We start from the raw sequence: 18,030 nt of genomic DNA, 5'->3' as shown, positions 1-18,030 counted from the left end.
GGTGGCGCAAGATGGTGAAGGACTATGACGGTGTCAACGGGCACCCAATCTTGCTCTCTTCACGAGCCCGCGCGGACGGCCCAGTCAGGAGTATCTGAGGGCCACTAATTGCCCGCTCGACCATTCGATCGTGCCAGCAAGATCGAGTTCGAGCAGCAGCATCTGCATCGCCGAAGCGCCGATACCGGTCTGATCGATAAGATCATCGACGGCTATGGGTGTTGCGCTAAGGGCTTCGACCAGCCGCGAGCGGTCGTCGTCCGAGCTTGCGGTGTTGACCTCCGAAGCTTCGTCATCCGGCATCCAGTCAGGGTCGGCAAGGCTGCTCCGTGCGGGATTCGCGACAGACAATGACTCGACGATATCCTCGGCGCAGGTGATCAGCCGCGCGCCCTGCTGGATCAAAGCATTGCCCCCCTCGGCGCGCGGGTCGAGTGGAGAGCCGGGAACTGCGAAGACGTCGCGGTTCTGCTCCAGCGCGAGCCGTGCAGTAATGAGCGAGCCAGATCGTTTCGCAGCCTCGACGACAACCACTCCCAGAGACAATCCTGATACAAGCCTGTTTCGCCTGGGGAAATCTCTCGCTCTTGGTTCCCATCCAAGAGGCATTTCCGTCAGAATTGCGCCGCCTGCGTCGAGAATCTCCTGAGCGAGCGGGATGTTCTCGTTGGGATAGATGTGATCGAGTCCCCCAGCCAGAACTGCCACCGTTCCTGTATTCATGCTGGCGCGGTGTGCTGCCGCGTCGACGCCGCGTGCGAGCCCCGAAACGACGGTGTAGCCAAGCCTGCCAAGATCCGTTGCCAGGAGGGCGGTCATTTTTCGTCCGGCGCTCGAGGCATTGCGCGCACCGACGACACCTACCGTATGCTCCCAGTCGAGACGTTCCCCGCCCATCATGGAGACCAGCGGCGGTGCCCCGGGAATGAAGCGCAGATGTGGCGGATACTCGGGTTGCCCACTGGCCACCAGTCGACCACCCATGCGCTCAAGCGCCGCGCGTTCGTCTTCCGCCTGGCTTCGCGTCGCCACGCGTCCGTTCCGGCCAGACTTGCGCATTAAGTCGGGGAGCGCCTCAAGCGCTGCTTCGGCGGAGCCGAAGCGGTTGACCAACTGAAGAAAGGTGACCGGCCCGACATTGTCGCTGCGAATGAGCTGCAGCCAGCATGTGAGTTGATGAGCAGATAGTCCGGAGGGCGCCGGTACGGTCGCCACCTACTTTCTCGCTGCTTTCGCGGCGCCGATCTTGGTTTCAGTCCCCGCGAGCAGGCGCGCAATATTGGTGCGGTGCTGGAACATCAGCACGAGGGTAATGAGGGTGCACGTGATGGCGAGCGCCACGCCGGAGAAGGCGTAAGCGAACAGTGGGGCGGTGACTGAGGCTGTCAGGGCTGCCAGAGACGAGTAGCGCTGTGCGAAGGCAATGATCAGCCATACAGCGCAGAAGATCAGCCCGACGGGCCAGAACAGCACCAGCAGGATGCCGATATAGGTTGCGACACCCTTGCCGCCTCTGAAGCCGAGCCAGGCCGGAAAGCAGTGGCCGAGGAACGCGAACACCCCGGCGATCATTGCCGGCAACTCGCCCCAGAAATAGCGCGCGAGGAGCACGGCAAGAGCAGCCTTGCCGACATCAAGCAGCAGGGTTGCCGCCGCAAGCCCCTTGTTACCGGTCCGCAGCACGTTCGTCGTGCCGATATTCCCGGAGCCGATGGAGCGAATGTCCCCCAAGCCGGCGAACCTTGTCAGCAGCAGACCGAATGGAATTGAACCAAGCAAATAGCCCAGGATTGCTGCAAAGATGTTGGTGATCTCAAAGGTCAAGTGGGGCTCTCCTCCGCATGCACGAACACGGTCTGGCCGGCCACGATCGTGCGCATTACCTTGCCAGCAAGTCGCGCGCCTTCAAAGGCCGTATTGCGTGAGCGAGACAGGAAACGCTGTTCCTGCACCTGCCAGGGATAATCGAGATCGAACAGTACGAGATCCGCCGGCGCGCCGGGGTGAATGCGACCTGCCTCGAGCCCTAGAATTTCGGCGGGACGAATGGTCATCGCCCGCAAGACCGTCATCAGGTCGACATCGCCGCTGTGGACCAACCGAAGCGCCGCCGCCAATAAGGTTTCGAGACCGATGGCGCCAACGGAAGCTTCGGCGAATGGCTGCCGCTTCACTTCCGTGTCCTGCGGGTCGTGATCGGAATGGATCGTGTCGATGACGCCCGAGCGCAGAGCCTCGATCATCGCCTGGCGCTCTTCTTCGGCGCGCAAAGGCGGTGACAGCTTGAAGAAGGTCCGGTAGCGCCCCACGTCGTTCTCATTGAGCGAAAGGTTGTTGATGGAAACGCCGGCGGTGATCTTGCGGGATCGGCGCTTCGCCTCCCGGATCAGGCTTGCAGCTGACGCTACGGAAATTTGCGCAGCGTGATATCTGGCTCCCGTCAGGGCCGCCAGCTGCAGATCGCGCGAAAGCGGGATGGTTTCCGCTTCTGCCGGAATGCCGCGCAAGCCGAGCACTGTTGCAAACAGCCCCTCGTTCATAACTCCGTCAGCAGCAAGTCCGAAATCCTGCGGTTGATGGACGACCGGCAGATCGAAGTTCGCGGCATAGTTAAACGCAGACCGGACAAGAGCGCTCGATTGTAGCGCGCTGCGCCCTTCGGCGACACACACGGCGCCCGCCTGCTTCAGCAGTCCGAATTCCGTCAGTTCCGCGCCCTTGAGGCCGCGCGTGATTGCGGCCGCAGGCAAAACATGCACTTTCGACGTCGCCTCTGCACGCCGAATAAGGAAATCGACGACTGCCGCATCGTCGACCACCGGGTTGGTATCGGGCATCATGACGAAGCTGGTAACGCCGCCGGCCGCCGCTGCATCTCCCGCCGATGCAAAAGTCTCCCGGTACTCACGTCCGGGTTCGCCGGTGAACACCCTCATGTCAATGAGGCCAGGCGCAAGAACGAGGCCTTTTGCATCAATGACCTCGGCACCATCCGGCACACCAACCGGCCCCTGGTGATTGACGGCGGTAATGCGTCCGCGTTCCACCAGCACCGAACCAGGTTCATCCGTCATGCTCGCGGGATCGACGATCCGGGCGTTTTCGATCAGTAAGGGGCGGTTCATGCCTGACCTCCCTCCGAGTCTGGAAGCAAGGCATCGAGCACCGCCATGCGGACGGCCACGCCCATTTCCACCTGGTCGTTGATGACAGAACGAGGCCCGTCGGCGATGGCCGGATCGATCTCGACGCCGCGGTTCATGGGCCCTGGATGCATGACGATCGCATCCGGCTTCGCATTGGCCAGCTTCTCTTCATCGAGACCGTAGAAGCGGTAATACTCGCGTGTGGAGGGTATAAGCCGACCGCTGGCGCGTTCATGTTGCAGCCGCAACATCATCACCACATCGACGTCGCGCAGTCCCTCGTTCATATCGGTGTACACCTCGGTTGCGAGGTTCTCGATGCCGACCGGCAAGAGCGTGCGCGGCGCTATCACTCGGGTTCTGACGTTCATGGCGCCAAGCAGCAGAAGATTCGAGCGAGCAACGCGCGAATTGGCGATATCGCCGCAAATGGCGACGGTGAGCCCGGAGATACGGCCCTTGTGCCGCCGGATGGTCAACGCGTCCAGCAAGGCCTGTGTCGGGTGTTCGTGCCCGCCGTCGCCGGCATTGATCACCGAGCACCCAACTTTTTGGCTTAGAAGTTCTACCGCGCCAGCGGCCCCGTGACGGACGACGATGACGTCAGGGCGCATGGCGTTGAGCGTGGCGGCGGTATCGATCAGCGTCTCTCCCTTGGCGACGGATGAGGTCTTGACCGACATGTTCACCACAAGCGCACCAAGGCGTTTACCGGCGATTTCGAACGAGGACTGCGTGCGGGTGGAGTTTTCGAAGAACAGGTTGATCTGGGTCTTGCCCGAGAGCGTCGACAGTGACTTTCGCTGCTGGCGCGAGACGGCGACCATCGCCTCGGATCGATCGAGCAGATCGATGATCTCATGTTGCTCAAGGTCGCCGATGGCGAGCAGATGCCGCTGAGAGAAGGGCGGAAAGCCAGCTTTAGTCATGGAGGTTGCTGGCGCAGGATTGTTTGTAATGTCGGCCATTCCGCTTCGCGATCTCCCACGTTTGCTGCGGCATAAACGAGGGCGCGTGCCTAATCAACACGCTAGGCGGACGACATCGCCTCAGGCGTGACGAAGCCTGTCCAGTGCGCCTTGCAGAATGTAGCTTGCCGCAAGTTTGTCGACCACTTCGGCGCGCCGGTCACGACGGAGGTCGGCTTCAATCATCATTCGAGTAACAGCGCTGGTCGACAGCCTCTCGTCCCAGAAGGCCAGGGGAAGCGATGTCTTTTGCGCAAGGTTTCTTGCAAACGCACGGGTGGATTGGGCTCGCGGGCCTTCGGAGCCGTCCATGTTCAGCGGCATGCCGAGAACGATGCCGACGGACTTTGTCTCTTCCAATATTGCAAGCAGGCGCTCGGCATCCTTCGAGAACTTGATACGCTTGATGGTCTCGAGCGGCGTGGCCGAATAGCGCAGGGCATCGGACACCGCGACCCCTATAGTTTTGGTGCCAAGATCGAGCCCCAGCAGTTTGCCTGCGGCAGGAAGTTCGGCGAGGGGGTTGTCCACTATGTACGACCTGCTACGTCATTATCTCAGGTTTGTGCCTATAGCCTCAGTGGCCGGTTGGCGAGGCGTTTTATTGGATTTGTCGCGATGAAGCTCACCTGGTTTGGCGGCACGACGCTGCGTCTGCATATCGGCGGAGAGGTGATTGTAACCGACGCGGATGGTGCGGAGCACGGCATCGAGCGCACGGAGCTTTTGGGTGCCGCCGATCGCGAACTGCCTCTTAAAGCTCCGCGATCCCTGGCTGTTGCCAACTTGAAGAACTGGCGGCCTGCACGTCGGGGGTCGGCGCTGGAAGACGACACCGCGCCCGATGTGCAGTTGTTCGACGCCGGCGGCGCGATTCTGATAGACGCCCCGGGCGAGAAAACGCTTCTGATCGTCACAGGAGACGTGGAAGCGCCCGGCCGATGGATCCTCGACGCCGTCGTCGTACTGTTCGGAGACGGCGAAGCGCTTATGCGTCGGGGGCGCGGCCTGCTCGGCACGCTGCCACCGAAGGTGCTTGTGCTTGCGGGCGAAGCCGGAGATGTCGAGGCCGCCTTTGCTGATTTGCGCGAGCTGCTGGAGGACACGGCGCTGCTGGCCATGGAAAAGGGGCTTGCCCTTGAGATCTAGGTCAGACTGTCGGCCATTGCATAAATGCGCGCCTCATTGCTAAAAGCGCAGCGATCATCCAGCCGCAAGATCCAAGGATAACCAGCATGTCGGTCGACGCTGCCACCGTGAAGCGCATTGCACGCCTTGCCCGCATTCGCATCGAGGAAAACGAAGTCGAGGCGTATCGCGAAGAGCTGAATGCCATTCTCGGTTTCGTTGAGCAACTCGGCGAAGTCGATGTCGAAGGCGTCGAGCCGATGACCTCCGTGATGCCGATGAGTCTGCGCCTGCGCCAAGACAAGGTGACCGATGGTGGCTATGCCGAGCGCATCGCTGCCAATTCGCCGCTGAGCGAGGACAATTTCTTCATGGTGCCGAAGGTGGTCGAGTAACTATGGCGGTCAGCATTGCCATCGAAACTCCGCTGCAGGACGATGTGCGCCGGCTGGTCGACCAACTCAACGCCCACCTGATGCCGCTGTCTCCGCCGCAATTTCAGTTCAAGATGACTGTCGAGGAAATGGCCGGTCCGGAAACCACCGTGTTCGTGGCGCGAGACGGGGCCGGTGAAGCCGTGGGCATTGGCGCGCTTCGTTTGCACGAAGGCGGGGTCGCAGAGGTCAAGCGCATGTATACCGCACCATCTGTGCGAGGGCAGCGCGTAGGACGGGAAATTTTACAGGCCATTGTAGACGAGGCGGCAAATCGCTCGGTCACACATCTCGTCCTCGAGACGGGGACCGGTGAAGGCTTTGCCGGGGCTCATCGCCTTTATAGCCGCTACGGGTTTTCCGCGCGAGGACCGGTACTGGACTATCCAGAGAACCCGTGGTCCGCCTTTTATGAAATGCATCTGGCGCCAGGCCCTGTCGGCCTAGGCGACAACGCCGATACTCAAGAAAAGAGAGCATAGCCTTGAGCGAACTGACCAAACTCACTCTCGCCAAAGCCCGACAGGGCCTCAAGGACAAGCAGTTCACGTCGCAGGAGCTCACGTCAGCATACCTTGAGGCTATCGAGGCAGCCAATCCCGCTCTCAATGCCTATGTCGACATCACCGCCGAAAAGGCGATCGATATGGCCAAGCAAAGCGATGAGCGACTATCGGCCGGCAATGCTGGCGCGCTCGAAGGGGTTCCGCTTGGAATCAAGGACCTGTTTGCGACCAAGGGTGTGCATACGCAGGCGGCAAGCCACATTCTCGATCGCTTTCAGCCTGAGTACGAATCGACGGTCACCGCCAATCTCTGGCGCGACGGTGCGGTGATGCTCGGCAAGCTCAACATGGACGAGTTCGCAATGGGCTCGTCCAACGAAACATCTTACTACGGGCCGGTGGTCAATCCGTGGCGTGCAGAGAATTCGAACGCCAATCTTGTGCCCGGCGGCTCATCCGGCGGCTCGGCATCCGCCGTTTCGGCGTGGCTATGCTCTGCTGCGACCGCGACCGACACGGGTGGATCGATACGCCAACCTGCGGCCCTCACTGGTACGGTTGGTATCAAGCCAACCTATGGCCGGTGTTCGCGCTGGGGCGTCGTTGCCTTTGCGTCGTCGCTTGATCAAGCCGGCCCGATTGCCCGCACCGTTGAAGACGCGGCCATCATGCTGGGATCGATGTCCGGGTTCGACGCCAAGGATTCGACCAGCGTTGATTTGGCGGTGCCAGACTTTGCGGCGGCAGTGGAACGTGGGGTAAAGGGGCTGACGATCGGCGTGCCCGACGAGTACCGCCTGGACGGAATGCCGGCGGAAATCGAGGCGCTATGGCGCCGGGGTGTGGAATGGCTCGAGGCCGAGGGCGCGACTGTGCGGTCCATCAGTCTGCCGCATACCAAATACGCTCTGCCCGCGTATTATATCGTGGCACCAGCCGAAGCCTCCTCGAATCTCGCCCGTTATGACGGGGTGAAGTACGGGCTCCGCGTGAGTGGCAAGGACATCACGGACATGTACGAGCTCAGCCGGGCTGAGGGCTTTGGCCGCGAGGTAAAGCGCCGCGTGATGATCGGCACCTACGTGCTCTCGGCGGGCTATTACGACGCGTACTATGTGCGTGCGCAGAAGGTCCGTACGTTGATAAAGCGCGACTTCGAAACGGTTTTTGCCGATGGCGTCGATGCTATCCTAACGCCGGCAACACCGTCCGCTGCCTTCGGCATCGGCGATGAGGCGATGAAGGCCGATCCAGTGAAGATGTACCTCAATGACATTTTCACGGTGACCGTCAATATGGCGGGGCTTCCCGGCATCGCGGTTCCGGCTGGCAAGGACGGGGCAGGGCTGCCGCTGGGCTTGCAGCTCATCGGCAAACCCTTCGATGAAGAGACCTTGTTCGCCGCTGGTCGCGTGATCGAGCGCAGCGCCGGTATCGAATTTGCCCCCAAGCAGTGGTGGTAGATGCACCGCGAATCCGCTTTCAAGCCTGGTAGGAATGATGAGCCAAGACGTTTTCTCGACCCTCGATTGGTCTGAACCGCCCAAGGATATGACAAAGCCGCTGCAGGCGCTGTGGTGGGTTAAAAAGGGCGAGTTGAAGGTTGGCCCGGAATGGGAACAGGCTCACATCATCTGCCAGTCTATGGAGGGGATCCAGGCCTTCGACTGGGTGCATGCTTTGCTTCACTGGATCGAGGCAGACATGGGCAATGCCGATTATTGGTATCGTCGCGCCGGCAAGCGTCGGGCAACTGCAAGCGTATCGCAGGAGTGGGAGCACATTGCAGCCGCTCTCAGCGAGGTCACACGGCACTAGCACCGTTAAAATTGTTGTTTCCAAGGCTGTTGGTCTTGGTCCGGTCACATCGAAGCGCCATATGATCGGACGTGGATGACCGGTGGACTATGAGCGAAAAGAACGCCTGGCGCCTTAGGCGGCAGTTTCTGCGAATTGAACGGCAAGTCCCGATCGCGGCGCGGGTTCTGATTTTCCTGCGTCAGCCTGGGGCGCGGCTTATCAGGATACCGTTGGGGATCCTGCTGGTGGTCGGCGGGATGCTGAGTTTTCTGCCAGTACTCGGCGTGTGGATGCTTCCGCTGGGACTGCTCTTGTTGGCGGTCGATCTGCCATTTCTTCAGCCGTCCGTTAACTGGGGGCTTGTGCGGGGTCAGAGACGCCTCACGCTGTGGCGCCGGTCGCGGCGCCGTGATCCGGACGCAACTCGTCCGCCGCCGACAGAGAAAGCGCGGGAAGACTAGGGCAGTCGGCCCTCTTTGTAAGCCTCTTCAATCCGGTCAACCACGTTCGCCAAGCGCTCGTCGACCACATGAAGGTAGCGCGTCCAATCTTCGTATTGATGCAACTCCTCTGCGCCATCGGAAATACCGCGTACAGCGATAACCGGCACGCCGAAGCTGTCACATGCGCGCACCACGGCGAAGGTCTCCATATCCACCATATCGGCTTCGATCGACGCGTATCGTCCACCAGAGACGACGTTGGCGCCGGTCGAGAGCGAAGCTGTTGAAACACCGGGCACAGTAAGCGGTAGCTCGATGATGGGAGGCAGATCGAGAAACGGCGTTACCCCCAGCTCGAAGCCGAGCGCCGTGGCATCCATATCCCGATAACTCACCGAGCTCGCAACATAGACGTCGCCTTGCGCCAAGCGGCGAGATCCCGCCGATCCCAGAGAGACCACCAGCTCAGGCAAGGCGCCGGCGGCTTCTGCCATACTGAGTGCGCGGGTGAGCGCGATTGCCGCTTCCACCGGACCAACCCCGATGTACAGCGGAGAAATACGACTGCGGAGACAGGAGCCGTACTCTGCCTCCGCAGCCATGGCATACAGGATCGCCATCTGCGGTGTGTGCCCTCAGGCAGCTTTCTTGCGGGTACGCGTGGTGCGCTTGCGAGCGGGCTTGGCCGGCGCCGGAATGGTGCTTGCCAATTCCGCTACAGCCTTGAACCAGTAGATCTGGTCGCTGCCTTCAGGGCGGCCATCAGCTTCCCAGAGTTCATAAGCGCGTTTCTTGATTTCGGTTTCCATAGGTCTTGTCATCCAAATGCGGGCCGAGACCCACTCAGGGTGCGGGCATATAGTTAATCAGTGGTAACGCTGTGCCAGTGCCGATGAGATTGTGATCCGCGAACAACGGCCGCCTTGCAGTGCGCATGTTGAACCGGCATGAGGGGCGTATGATCAAAGAGGCGGTTGTGAGCAAGACAGTTGGCGTTGTTGGTGGTGGTCCTGCCGGTCTGATGGCGGCAGACATTTTGGCGGCTGCCGGCTTACGGGTCACCGTTTTCGATGCCATGCCAACTGTCGGGCGCAAGTTTCTGATGGCTGGAAAGTCGGGGCTCAACCTGACTCATAGAGATTTGCAAACGACCTGGCGCCACGCCTATTCAGGCGCGGCCGGCAGACTTGAAGCTGCTCTCGATGGATATTCGGTACAAGGGATTCGCAATTGGTGCCAGACGCTTGGAGTGGAGACTTTTATCGGAAGTTCAGGTCGGCTGTTTCCGAAAGGGATGAAGGCATCTCCGCTATTGCGCGCATGGTTAGGTCAGCTTTCAGACCGGGGCGTTACGTTCGCGACCCGTCATCGGCTTATTGAGCGCAACGAGGATCGATGGCTTTTCCAGACACCGGATGGTGAGCGCACTTACGTGTTTGCTGCGGTTATTCTCGCCATGGGTGGTGCAAGCTGGCCGCGGTTGGGATCTGACGCGAGCTGGGTACCTTGGATGGCAAGAGAGGGGGTCACCGTCGCACCGTTTCGACCTGCCAATAGTGGTTTCGAGGTGGTGTGGAGCGATATCTTCCGTGAGCGATTTTCTGGTACACCGGTTAAGGCGGTTACGGCCACCAGCAGCGTCGGGACCAGTTCCGGGGAGTTCGTAATCTCGCAAAATGGAATCGAAGGCGGGTTGGTCTACGCGCATTCACGGGCGCTTCGCGAGCAAGTTGAGGCTGAGGGTTCGGCGACATGGCCACTCGATCTTGCGCCGGACAGGACGGTTGAAGAGATCAGTCGGCAGATATCTCGCCAGCCGCACAAGAACTCGCTCTCAAATCGTTTACGGAAAGGTGCGGGTCTCGACGCAGTCAAGATCGGATTGCTGCGCGAGTTCGCGTCTCCTCTCAGCGCCGAAGAAAACGCCGGCTTGGCGCACTTGATCAAAGCGCTGCCCCTAAAGGTCACTGGTATACGATCCATAGAGGAGGCAATCTCATCAGCGGGAGGCGTTGCCTGGAGCGAGGTCGACAACGACTACATGCTCAAGCGGCTTCCTGGCGTATTCGTTGCTGGAGAAATGCTGGATTGGGAGGCGCCGACCGGGGGCTATTTGCTGACGGCCTGCCTGGCTACGGGGCGCGCGGCAGGCGAGGGGGCAAAGAAATGGCTGAGCCGGCGAGAACAAGCTGCCGACCCAGCGTGAAGCTTAGCTTGCGTTGGTGAGCCGCAAGATTGACGAAGTTCCGCTATCACGATCCTCCGTCACGGCGTAGACGGCGCCGTCAGGGCCTACGCGAACGTCGCGTACGCGGGCTTCGAGGGGTACCCGGCTTTCAGTGGCCACGCGGCCATCCTCAATTTCTACGACGACAATGCCTTGGGTGACGAGACCGCCAATAAGGAAGCTATCTTCCCATTCGGGGAATTCGTCGCCCTCGTACCATGCCATGCCCGACGGTGCGATAACCGGGTCCCAGTAATAGACAGGCTGTTCAAGGCCTTCCTGGGCTGTTCGTCCGTTTCCGACCGGTGTCCCGTCGTAAGATATACCATAGGTTATAACCGGCCAGCCGTAGTTACGTCCCGACTGCGGCTGATTAAGCTCGTCACCGCCTCGCGGTCCGTGCTCAACTGTCCAGAGATTGCCTTCGCCATCCAGAGCGGCTGATTGCAGATTGCGGTGTCCCCAGGTGAAGATCTCGCCCTGAATGGCAGCATGATCGGTATAGGGATTGCCCTCTGCCGGCTCGCCTTCTGGCGTGATGCGGAAAATTTTCCCCTGACCCTGGGTCAGATCCTGCGCATGATCCCGGATTGGTGTGTCGGAGCGCTCGCCGACCGTCACGTAAAGCTCGCCTTCAGGGGAGAACACCAGCCGTGAGCCGAAGTGCATATCGCCGTCATAGCTAGGCATCTGCTGAAAAATCACCGACACATCCTCAAGGCTGGCTGCGCCATCTTCGGAACGCTGCAGCGTGGCGGATGCCACTGAGGTGCCGTTGCCATCGCCGCGAGGTTCAGCAAAGGAGAAAAAGATCTGGTTCGATTCTTCGAAATCCGGCGCCAGCGCGATATCCAGCAGGCCACCTTGGCCCTGGCTCATGACTTCCGGCACTCCGGAGATCTCCGGACCGACCTCGCCTTCCGGCGTTATGATGTGCATCGCGCCCTGCTTGGCGGCGACCAGCATGCTGCCGTTGGGGAGGAACTCCATCGACCATAGCTGCGGCAGACCTTCCACGACCGTTTCCGTTGAAACTTCGACTGTCTCGTCCGGTTGTGGCGCGCGCGTCTGATTTTCGAAAGCGGGCTCCTGGCTTGGAGCGTTGGGCGGTTGCGTCACAACCGATTCGTTGCTGGACTGCGCGAACGCATGCGGCGTGAGAATGGTCGCAGTGAGAAGGGCGCCAGCAATGGCTCGAGTGGAAATTTGCACGGTAGATCTCCCGTCTTTGGGGTTGGCGGGGAGCGGAAGCCGCTCGCTTGCCGGGCACGACTGCCCGCACAAGATCACAAGCCAAAGCCCACGGGGTCGTTGCCGTGGCAGCGGTCAAGTTTGAGTTATCGCCGGTCAGCTGCCGGCGATATTGACCATCCAGTTGATGCCGTATCTGTCACGGACCATGCCGAATGAGTCGCCCCATGGCGCCTTTTCCAGCGGCATCGCGATGTTGCCGCCCTCGCTGAGTTTCTCCCAATACCCGCGAAGAGCACTTTCATCATCACCGCTCAGCGAAATCGAAATTGTGGATCCGGGGTTTAGCGGTATCGATGCGGGGGTGTCGGAGCCCATCAGGGTCATGCCGTTCTCGCCATCGAGCTGGGCATGCATGATCAGGTCGGCTTCGTCGGGCTGTTGTGCCATCTCGAACTCGCCAAACGTGTTCATGTTGAGCTGGCCGCCGAAGACAGAATGATAAAACGTCATTGCTTCACGGGCTTGGCCGCGGAAATTGATATAGGGGTTGAGGCGACTGGTCATGGTTTCCTCCCTTGGCGGAACCAATTATACGCCGGCCAAGTGTCACGCGGAAGCGAACTTTCAGGTGAGGCCCAGCCTCGTCGCATGCAGTGCGGCCTCTGCGCGCGATGAGATGCCGAGCTTGCGGTAAATGCTCTTTATATGTGTGGCGACAGTGGCTTCAGACATTCCGAGCGCGACCGCAGCGTCCGCGTTCCTCAGCCCCTTTGCGATCAGGGCCAGCACCTCATTTTCACGTGGCGTTAACACCTCGCTAACCTCGGCCACCGGACCGGTTCGCTTGAAGTGTTCCATGATGCGGCGGGCGATGGCGGGCGATAAGGCGGGTATGCCCTGCTTGATCTGCAGCAGTTGACGCTTGAGCAGGGGCGCAGGCTGACCCTTGAGAACATAGCCCTCGGCACCAGCAGACAGAGCCGAGACGAGATGAGCGTCATCCCCCAACACGGTGCTGACGATGCAGGTCGTTTCCGGGAACTGCTGGCGGATCTTGCGGATAACATCCAATCCGGAGCCATCCGGCAATCCGAGATCGACCAGGGCCATGTCGAACTGCATCTCATCGAGAGCCGCGAAGGCTGCGGCAACACTCGGCGCGGCCAAAATCTGGATCTTCGGAAAAGCTTCGGCGACGACGCCCGCAAGCCAGTCCCGCGCTTCCGCCAGATCTTCGACAATGAGAATCGCGCCGCTCATCAGCTTTCGCTGTCCGAAATCGGTAGCCTGGCTTCAATGCTCACGCCGTCCTGGCCGGAAATCGACAAAGTGCCATCGTGCGACAATAGCCGCGCGCGCATGTTGCCAAGGCCATTACCTGGCGCCATGAGCGTTGCATCGAAACCTTGTCCGTCATCGGCTATGCTCAGCGCGATGGTGCCCCGATCCACTTGCACGGCAACCTTGAAGGTTTCCCCGCCAGCGTGACGGATTGCATTGCTGGCAGCTTCGCGCACGATAGAGCGAAGCGTATGTGCCACCCGGGCCCCGACAATGACATCGTCGGCTCCGCGGGCGCTCCAATTCAGGTGCATCTCGGCGAGGCTGACCCGCTCCTCTGTTTCGTAGCGCAACTCGGCCAAGAGCTCCTCGAGATCGATGCCGCCGTCGCGCGCATTGCTGATGATATCTCGAAGGTCGCTGAGTGTTTCGCCCACCAGAGCATTCTTGCGTTCCGTATCGGGGGCGTGAAGCGTTCGAAGCAATTGCGCGCCGATATTGTCGTGCAGGTCCTGAGCAATGCGGGTGCGTTCCTCTCGAACCCCTGCTTCGTGTGCGTAGCGGCTCTCGATCGCATGCGACATTAGCGCGACGATTTCCTCGCCTTGCTCCACGTCCCGACGGGAGAACAGGCGCCGGCCGCCACGTGCGAATCTCATATGCAGATCGGGCAGGGGTGGCGGACCCGGTATCATCATCCCAAGTCCATCCTCGACGAGCGTCGTGTGCTTAGCGCCCGTAGCGGGCTCGATGGCAAGAGGTGCAAAAGTCTGGTCGAGCAATCGATGCCAGCTCTCGCGCTGTTGCTCCAGCGTTTGCGCCAAGGCAATATCAACGATCTGCTTGAAGCGGTGCTGACCGAGTTCAGGTCGCGCCAGAAGTCGATCTCCAACCGCGCTGCGCAGCGGCAGGTAAACGAGAGCGACGATCAAGAGTGATAGACCGAACGCAGGCACCCGCTCGATCGCTACTGCATAGATGAGAAAGGCATCGAAGACGACGAGCAAAAGTGCGCCAAGCAGGTACGACCCCAGGCGAAAGGCCCAGACGTCCAGATCAAACAATCGGTATCGTGCGACGCCGAGTGCCAGACCCGCGTAGATCACCAGAATAATGCCGAACGCGTAGGCCTGAGAGACCTGGGGCTCACTGCCGGTAAGCAGCGGCGCGGCAATGGCGAAGATGAACACGCTGGTGCCACACAGTATCGACAGCCCGAACCACCCCAATGCCGCACGGGCCAAAGGGTCCCGCCGGGAGCGGTAGATCTGGACCGCCACAAGCACGCCAATAATGAAGAACATCACAGTCATCGGGCCGTAAGAGCCCAGAGTCTGTGAGGGCAGAAGTTGCGCGAGGTGTGCTGTGGCAAATACCGCTGTGGCACCCCATACCGCAGCAATCACGCCGAGGCTTGCGATCCGGTGCGGGTAAACCAGCAGGAGGGAGATAAGAGCCGCGCCGAAGGCATGCGTGCCGAGGTAGTTGAAAGCAGACAGCGTGCGCAGCAATGTTGCGTCGAGCGCAAGCTCGCGGGTGCTGTAAATTGCTGCGGCGCCGGCCGAGATCATCAGCCCGGCACCAGAGACGAAGAAGAAAAACGCGCTAGGCTCTGTGCGTCTTAACGACCAGACCAAGCCGCCGACAAGAACGCCGCCAATACCGACGAAGAGTTGTATCCAGAATTCGACAGGCAAAGACAGAAGCGGTCTAGACGGCTGCGGAGACACGGACACCTGCGAACGCTCGCCTTGGCTGTCTTCGATGGTCAGGCGAACCGGGGTCGTCGAGAGGATATCGTGCAGTTGCTGCTGGCGCGCCAGGAAACTGTTGATCGCCTCATAGCTCTCAAGCGTGTCTGGCTCTTCCACCATGTCTTCAGGGGAGAGAGCGAATACCGAACCGTTTGCCCCCTCAAGCGACAGAACGCTGTACCCGCTTTCGATTGGCGGCAAATCCTGACGCTGCAACGAGGAAATCCGGACAGTGTCATCTGCGAGTAGAAGTTTGAGGCCGAGCCAGGGCTGCATAACTGCGAGGTAAACAATGGCGCCGGTAGCAAGCAGCGTTGCCACAAGTAATGCGGAAAGCAGGACAAAAGGCGCCGTGCGAACACGCGCACGTTGCTGCACTGAGCCGGTTTGCGCAAAAGTCGTCACGTTTGTCCCTCGCCCCTGGCATTGAATGCCACATTAACAAGGGCTTGCCCACATCTTTAAAGTATTGGGCAGTACTTGATGAATGCGCTGTCTGGATCGTCCCCGGCGCTTGCCCGTTCAGTTGGAGGTACGCTGCAAAGAAGGGAATGCATCATGGCACCAGCTAGTAACGTGGATAAGCTCCGCCACGACATCGACTCTGGCAAGACCGGTGACAAGGTCGAGGCTGCGGATCCGGCAACAGTGCCGCTCGGCACGGACGCTGAAGCATCCGGCAATCCGCCAACTTCGGCGCAGGTGAGGCAGGCAGAGGAGCCTAAGAGGAAGAACCTTCACCCACGCGAATTCAACGGATTTGCCATCTATATCGGATTGGTCGTGGCAGTTGGCACGGTACTCTTGCTGGCCGGTGCTGCTGCCGCCTAGCACGTCTAAAAACGGCGTCGCCGGTTTGCACAGCAGCCTCAAGCGGCTTATGGCAGGGCCATAGGTCTGCTGAGGGACTGGCATGGCTAACGAAACAAAAAACGACCTCGTGCTGACGATCGATGCGGTCGGCAAGTGGTTTGGCAATGTTAAGGCGCTGGACGCAATTTCGTTGAACCTGCACAAGGGCGAAATCGCGTGTCTTGTGGGACAGTCCGGATGTGGCAAATCCACCTTGCTGCGGTCGATTGCCGGCGTCGAAGACATAAGTGCAGGCCAGATTCTCCTCAAAGGAAAGCGCGTCAGCTCAGCGGGCGGCACGACGCCGCCAGAACGACGCAATGTCGGCCTGATGTTTCAGGACTACGCGCTGTTTCCGCATATGGACGTGAAGCGAAATATCGCGTTCGGACTCAAAGGGCTGAACCGGCAGGATACCCAACGCCGGGTTGCCCAGATGATCGACCGGATCGGGATTGTGGCGCTGGCTGACCGATATCCGCACATGCTGTCAGGCGGCGAACAACAGCGCGTTGCCTTGGCGCGGGCGCTTGCCCCACAACCCGATGTGCTGCTCATGGACGAGCCATTTTCGAATCTCGACCGGGGGCTTCGTGAGACGGTCAGGCTGGAAACGCGAGCACTGCTTAAGTCGCTGGGAACCACAGCGATCATCGTGACGCACGACCCAGAGGAGGCTCTGGCGTTCGGCGATACCGTTATTCTGATGGACGCGGGCCGCGTCGTGGAGACCGGTACAGGCGAGGCGCTCTACCGCACACCACAACATGCCTATACAGCCCGGTTCTTCAGCCGGATAAACCGCTTCCTGGGCGTGATGAGCGATGGACGTCTGTCGTCGCCGATGGGCACGTTTGCTGCCCCGAACGATTCCGCGGAACAGATGGATATCTACATACGTCCGGAAGCTATCCGATTTGCCGAAAGCGGTGTGCCGGCGCAGGTCCTTGAACGGAGGCTGCTGGGCGAAATCGATGAGGTGCTCCTAAAGGTCAGGGATCTCGCGCAACCGGTGGTCATGCGCACCAGCCTGCGTCACGCCCTGCGCGAGGGCGACCGCGTGCACCTTGCAATCGCCGAGGAAGATGTCCTGATCTTTCCTGTTGATACAAAAGCACATAACAGGCTGAGGCAGGTTATGAAGGCGGCGCAATAGCTTAGAACGATTCCAGGCTATTTCAGTATTACTTGACACCCACGGTCAACTATGGGTATCGGCTCCTTGCGAATTACAATTTGCGGGAGAGCGTCATGAAGTTTTCGATAGCAACTGGCCTTGCGACAGTCCTGGCATTGTCGGCCATCGGCCCGGCTCTGGGCCAAGAGGTGAACCTTTACACCACGCGTGAACCTGGCCTCGTACAGCCGCTTCTTGAAGCTTTCACCGAAGAAACCGGAGTCAGCGTCAACACGGTCTTTCTGCAGGATGGCCTGGCCGAGCGCGTCGAGGCTGAGGGCGAAAGCTCCCCTGCTGACCTGCTGATGACAGTGGATTTCGGCATCCTCATCGATCTGGTGGGGCGCGGCCTTACCCAGCCGATCAATTCCGAAGTTCTGACAGAGACGATCCCGGCAAATCTGCGCGGAGAGGACAACAACTGGTTTGCACTCTCGGCGCGTGCACGCGTTATCTACGCCGCCAAGGATCTCGAGCTGGATAGCATCACTTACGAAGACCTTGCCGATGAGCAGTGGCGCAATCGGCTGTGCATCCGCTCTGGTCAACACCCCTATAACACCGCCTTGTTCGCCACTTATCTCGTCAAGCACGGCGAAGAGGAGACGCGTTCTTGGCTCGAGGGTCTGAAAGCCAATCAAGCGCGGGTGGCGGCCGGTGGCGATCGCGATGGCGCGCGCGATATCGCGGCCGGAATCTGCGATATTGCCGTAGGGAACTCGTACTATGTCGGGCTGATGACCAGCGGTGCAGGCGGGCCTGATCAGCAATCGTGGGCGGAAGAGATGAAGGTCATCCTGCCGACGTTCGAAAACGGCGGCACGCAGGTCAACATCTCCGGGGCGGCAGTCGCAGCACACGCGCCGAACAAGGACGACGCTGTCCGTTTGCTGGAGTTTCTTGTATCGGACGAGGCTCAGGCCATCTATGCCGAAGCCAATTTCGAGTATCCGGTTTCCCCGACAGCGGAGCTCAATCCGATCATCGCCGAATTCGGCACGCTTGAGCCGGACGACATGCCGTTCGAAGAGGTCGTCGCCAATCGCGAACGCGCCAGCGAACTCGTCGATGAAGTGAATTTCGACACGTTCGAGAACTGAGCGTGCCGGCACAGGCCGCC

At 60.1% G+C, this 18,030-nt stretch carries 21 protein-coding genes; 10 read left to right on the top strand and 11 right to left on the bottom strand.

Annotated features, from left to right (window positions below; genetic code table 11):
- Window positions 1–84 precede the first annotated feature (84 nt).
- The 5 genes from dprA to ruvX all read right to left on the bottom strand — a co-directional run bounded on the left by dprA (window position 85) and on the right by ruvX (window position 4,645).
- Window positions 85–1,215: a DNA-processing protein DprA gene (dprA, locus tag IE127_RS01855; RefSeq protein WP_189422830.1), complete on the bottom strand. Its 1,131-nt coding sequence runs from the start codon at window positions 1,213–1,215 to the stop codon at window positions 85–87.
- Window positions 1,216–1,824 carry a glycerol-3-phosphate 1-O-acyltransferase PlsY gene (gene plsY, locus IE127_RS01850; RefSeq protein WP_189422829.1) on the bottom strand — a complete coding sequence of 203 codons (609 nt, stop codon included), beginning with the start codon at window positions 1,822–1,824 and terminating at the stop codon, window positions 1,216–1,218.
- A complete protein-coding gene (pyrC, locus tag IE127_RS01845; protein ID WP_189422828.1) occupies window positions 1,821–3,125 on the bottom strand; it encodes a dihydroorotase in 1,305 nt (434 codons plus the stop codon). The genes plsY and pyrC overlap by 4 nt, the downstream gene beginning before the upstream one ends.
- Entirely contained in the window at window positions 3,122–4,114 is a 993-nt protein-coding gene (locus IE127_RS01840; protein WP_373297268.1) for an aspartate carbamoyltransferase catalytic subunit, read from the bottom strand. Before IE127_RS01840 ends, pyrC begins: the two co-directional genes overlap by 4 nt.
- 81 nt (window positions 4,115–4,195) lie before the next feature.
- Window positions 4,196–4,645 carry a Holliday junction resolvase RuvX gene (gene ruvX, locus IE127_RS01835; protein ID WP_244639865.1) on the bottom strand — a complete coding sequence of 150 codons (450 nt, stop codon included), beginning with the start codon at window positions 4,643–4,645 and terminating at the stop codon, window positions 4,196–4,198.
- 87 nt (window positions 4,646–4,732) lie between these two features.
- Between ruvX and IE127_RS01830 the strand changes: the two genes are divergently transcribed.
- The 6 genes from IE127_RS01830 (at window position 4,733) to IE127_RS01805 (ending at window position 8,443) form a co-directional block, all read left to right on the top strand.
- Window positions 4,733–5,263 carry a hypothetical protein gene (locus IE127_RS01830; RefSeq protein WP_189422827.1) on the top strand — a complete coding sequence of 177 codons (531 nt, stop codon included), beginning with the start codon at window positions 4,733–4,735 and terminating at the stop codon, window positions 5,261–5,263.
- 86 nt (window positions 5,264–5,349) lie between these two features.
- Window positions 5,350–5,637, top strand: a complete 288-nt coding sequence (gene gatC, locus IE127_RS01825; protein ID WP_189422826.1) for an Asp-tRNA(Asn)/Glu-tRNA(Gln) amidotransferase subunit GatC — start codon at window positions 5,350–5,352, stop codon at window positions 5,635–5,637.
- Window positions 5,638–5,639: 2 nt separating this feature from the next.
- Window positions 5,640–6,158 carry a GNAT family N-acetyltransferase gene (locus IE127_RS01820; RefSeq protein ID WP_189422825.1) on the top strand — a complete coding sequence of 173 codons (519 nt, stop codon included), beginning with the start codon at window positions 5,640–5,642 and terminating at the stop codon, window positions 6,156–6,158.
- A gap of 2 nt (window positions 6,159–6,160) precedes the next feature.
- Window positions 6,161–7,645, top strand: a complete 1,485-nt coding sequence (gatA, locus tag IE127_RS01815; protein WP_189422824.1) for an Asp-tRNA(Asn)/Glu-tRNA(Gln) amidotransferase subunit GatA — start codon at window positions 6,161–6,163, stop codon at window positions 7,643–7,645.
- Window positions 7,646–7,682: 37 nt separating this feature from the next.
- Window positions 7,683–8,000 carry a hypothetical protein gene (locus tag IE127_RS01810; RefSeq protein WP_244639863.1) on the top strand — a complete coding sequence of 106 codons (318 nt, stop codon included), beginning with the start codon at window positions 7,683–7,685 and terminating at the stop codon, window positions 7,998–8,000.
- 89 nt (window positions 8,001–8,089) lie between these two features.
- Window positions 8,090–8,443, top strand: coding sequence for a hypothetical protein (locus IE127_RS01805; protein ID WP_189422820.1), 354 nt, complete (start codon window positions 8,090–8,092; stop codon window positions 8,441–8,443).
- Here the strand turns inward: IE127_RS01805 and IE127_RS01800 are convergent.
- Both IE127_RS01800 and IE127_RS01795 read right to left on the bottom strand, forming a co-directional pair.
- Window positions 8,440–9,045: a 5'-methylthioadenosine/S-adenosylhomocysteine nucleosidase gene (locus tag IE127_RS01800; RefSeq protein ID WP_189422818.1), complete on the bottom strand. Its 606-nt coding sequence runs from the start codon at window positions 9,043–9,045 to the stop codon at window positions 8,440–8,442. The two genes, IE127_RS01805 and IE127_RS01800, sit on opposite strands and share 4 nt — an antisense overlap.
- Before the next feature lie 15 nt (window positions 9,046–9,060).
- Entirely contained in the window at window positions 9,061–9,234 is a 174-nt protein-coding gene (locus IE127_RS01795) for a DUF2934 domain-containing protein (protein ID WP_189422816.1), read from the bottom strand.
- A gap of 149 nt (window positions 9,235–9,383) precedes the next feature.
- Here IE127_RS01795 and IE127_RS01790 point away from each other — a divergent pair, with 149 nt between their 5' ends.
- Entirely contained in the window at window positions 9,384–10,631 is a 1,248-nt protein-coding gene (locus tag IE127_RS01790; protein WP_189422815.1) for a TIGR03862 family flavoprotein, read from the top strand.
- A gap of 3 nt (window positions 10,632–10,634) precedes the next feature.
- Here the strand turns inward: IE127_RS01790 and IE127_RS01785 are convergent, their stop codons facing one another.
- From IE127_RS01785 to IE127_RS01770, 4 genes are all read right to left on the bottom strand, one after another.
- On the bottom strand, window positions 10,635–11,864 hold the full coding sequence (locus tag IE127_RS01785) for a PQQ-dependent sugar dehydrogenase (protein WP_210310400.1): 1,230 nt from the start codon (window positions 11,862–11,864) through the stop codon (window positions 10,635–10,637).
- A gap of 135 nt (window positions 11,865–11,999) precedes the next feature.
- Window positions 12,000–12,410 carry a VOC family protein gene (locus IE127_RS01780; protein ID WP_189422813.1) on the bottom strand — a complete coding sequence of 137 codons (411 nt, stop codon included), beginning with the start codon at window positions 12,408–12,410 and terminating at the stop codon, window positions 12,000–12,002.
- A 60-nt stretch (window positions 12,411–12,470) separates the two neighbouring features.
- Complete coding sequence (locus tag IE127_RS01775) at window positions 12,471–13,106, bottom strand: LuxR C-terminal-related transcriptional regulator (protein ID WP_189422811.1); 636 nt, start codon at window positions 13,104–13,106, stop codon at window positions 12,471–12,473.
- Complete coding sequence (locus tag IE127_RS01770; protein WP_189422809.1) at window positions 13,106–15,286, bottom strand: sensor histidine kinase; 2,181 nt, start codon at window positions 15,284–15,286, stop codon at window positions 13,106–13,108. The genes IE127_RS01775 and IE127_RS01770 overlap by 1 nt, the downstream gene beginning before the upstream one ends.
- A gap of 153 nt (window positions 15,287–15,439) precedes the next feature.
- Between IE127_RS01770 and IE127_RS01765 the strand changes: the two genes are divergently transcribed.
- From IE127_RS01765 to IE127_RS01755, 3 genes are all read left to right on the top strand, one after another.
- Window positions 15,440–15,712 carry a hypothetical protein gene (locus tag IE127_RS01765; RefSeq protein ID WP_189422807.1) on the top strand — a complete coding sequence of 91 codons (273 nt, stop codon included), beginning with the start codon at window positions 15,440–15,442 and terminating at the stop codon, window positions 15,710–15,712.
- 82 nt (window positions 15,713–15,794) lie between these two features.
- Window positions 15,795–16,889: an ABC transporter ATP-binding protein gene (locus tag IE127_RS01760; RefSeq protein WP_189422805.1), complete on the top strand. Its 1,095-nt coding sequence runs from the start codon at window positions 15,795–15,797 to the stop codon at window positions 16,887–16,889.
- A gap of 95 nt (window positions 16,890–16,984) precedes the next feature.
- Window positions 16,985–18,010: an extracellular solute-binding protein gene (locus IE127_RS01755; protein WP_189422803.1), complete on the top strand. Its 1,026-nt coding sequence runs from the start codon at window positions 16,985–16,987 to the stop codon at window positions 18,008–18,010.
- Window positions 18,011–18,030 lie beyond the last annotated feature (20 nt).

It is taken from the genome of Devosia pacifica, assembly GCF_014652635.1.
GTDB classification, from domain to species: domain Bacteria; phylum Pseudomonadota; class Alphaproteobacteria; order Rhizobiales; family Devosiaceae; genus Devosia; species Devosia pacifica.
The sequence above is the reverse complement of the archived record's forward strand: the minus strand, read 5'-3'. Positions and strand labels throughout refer to the sequence as shown.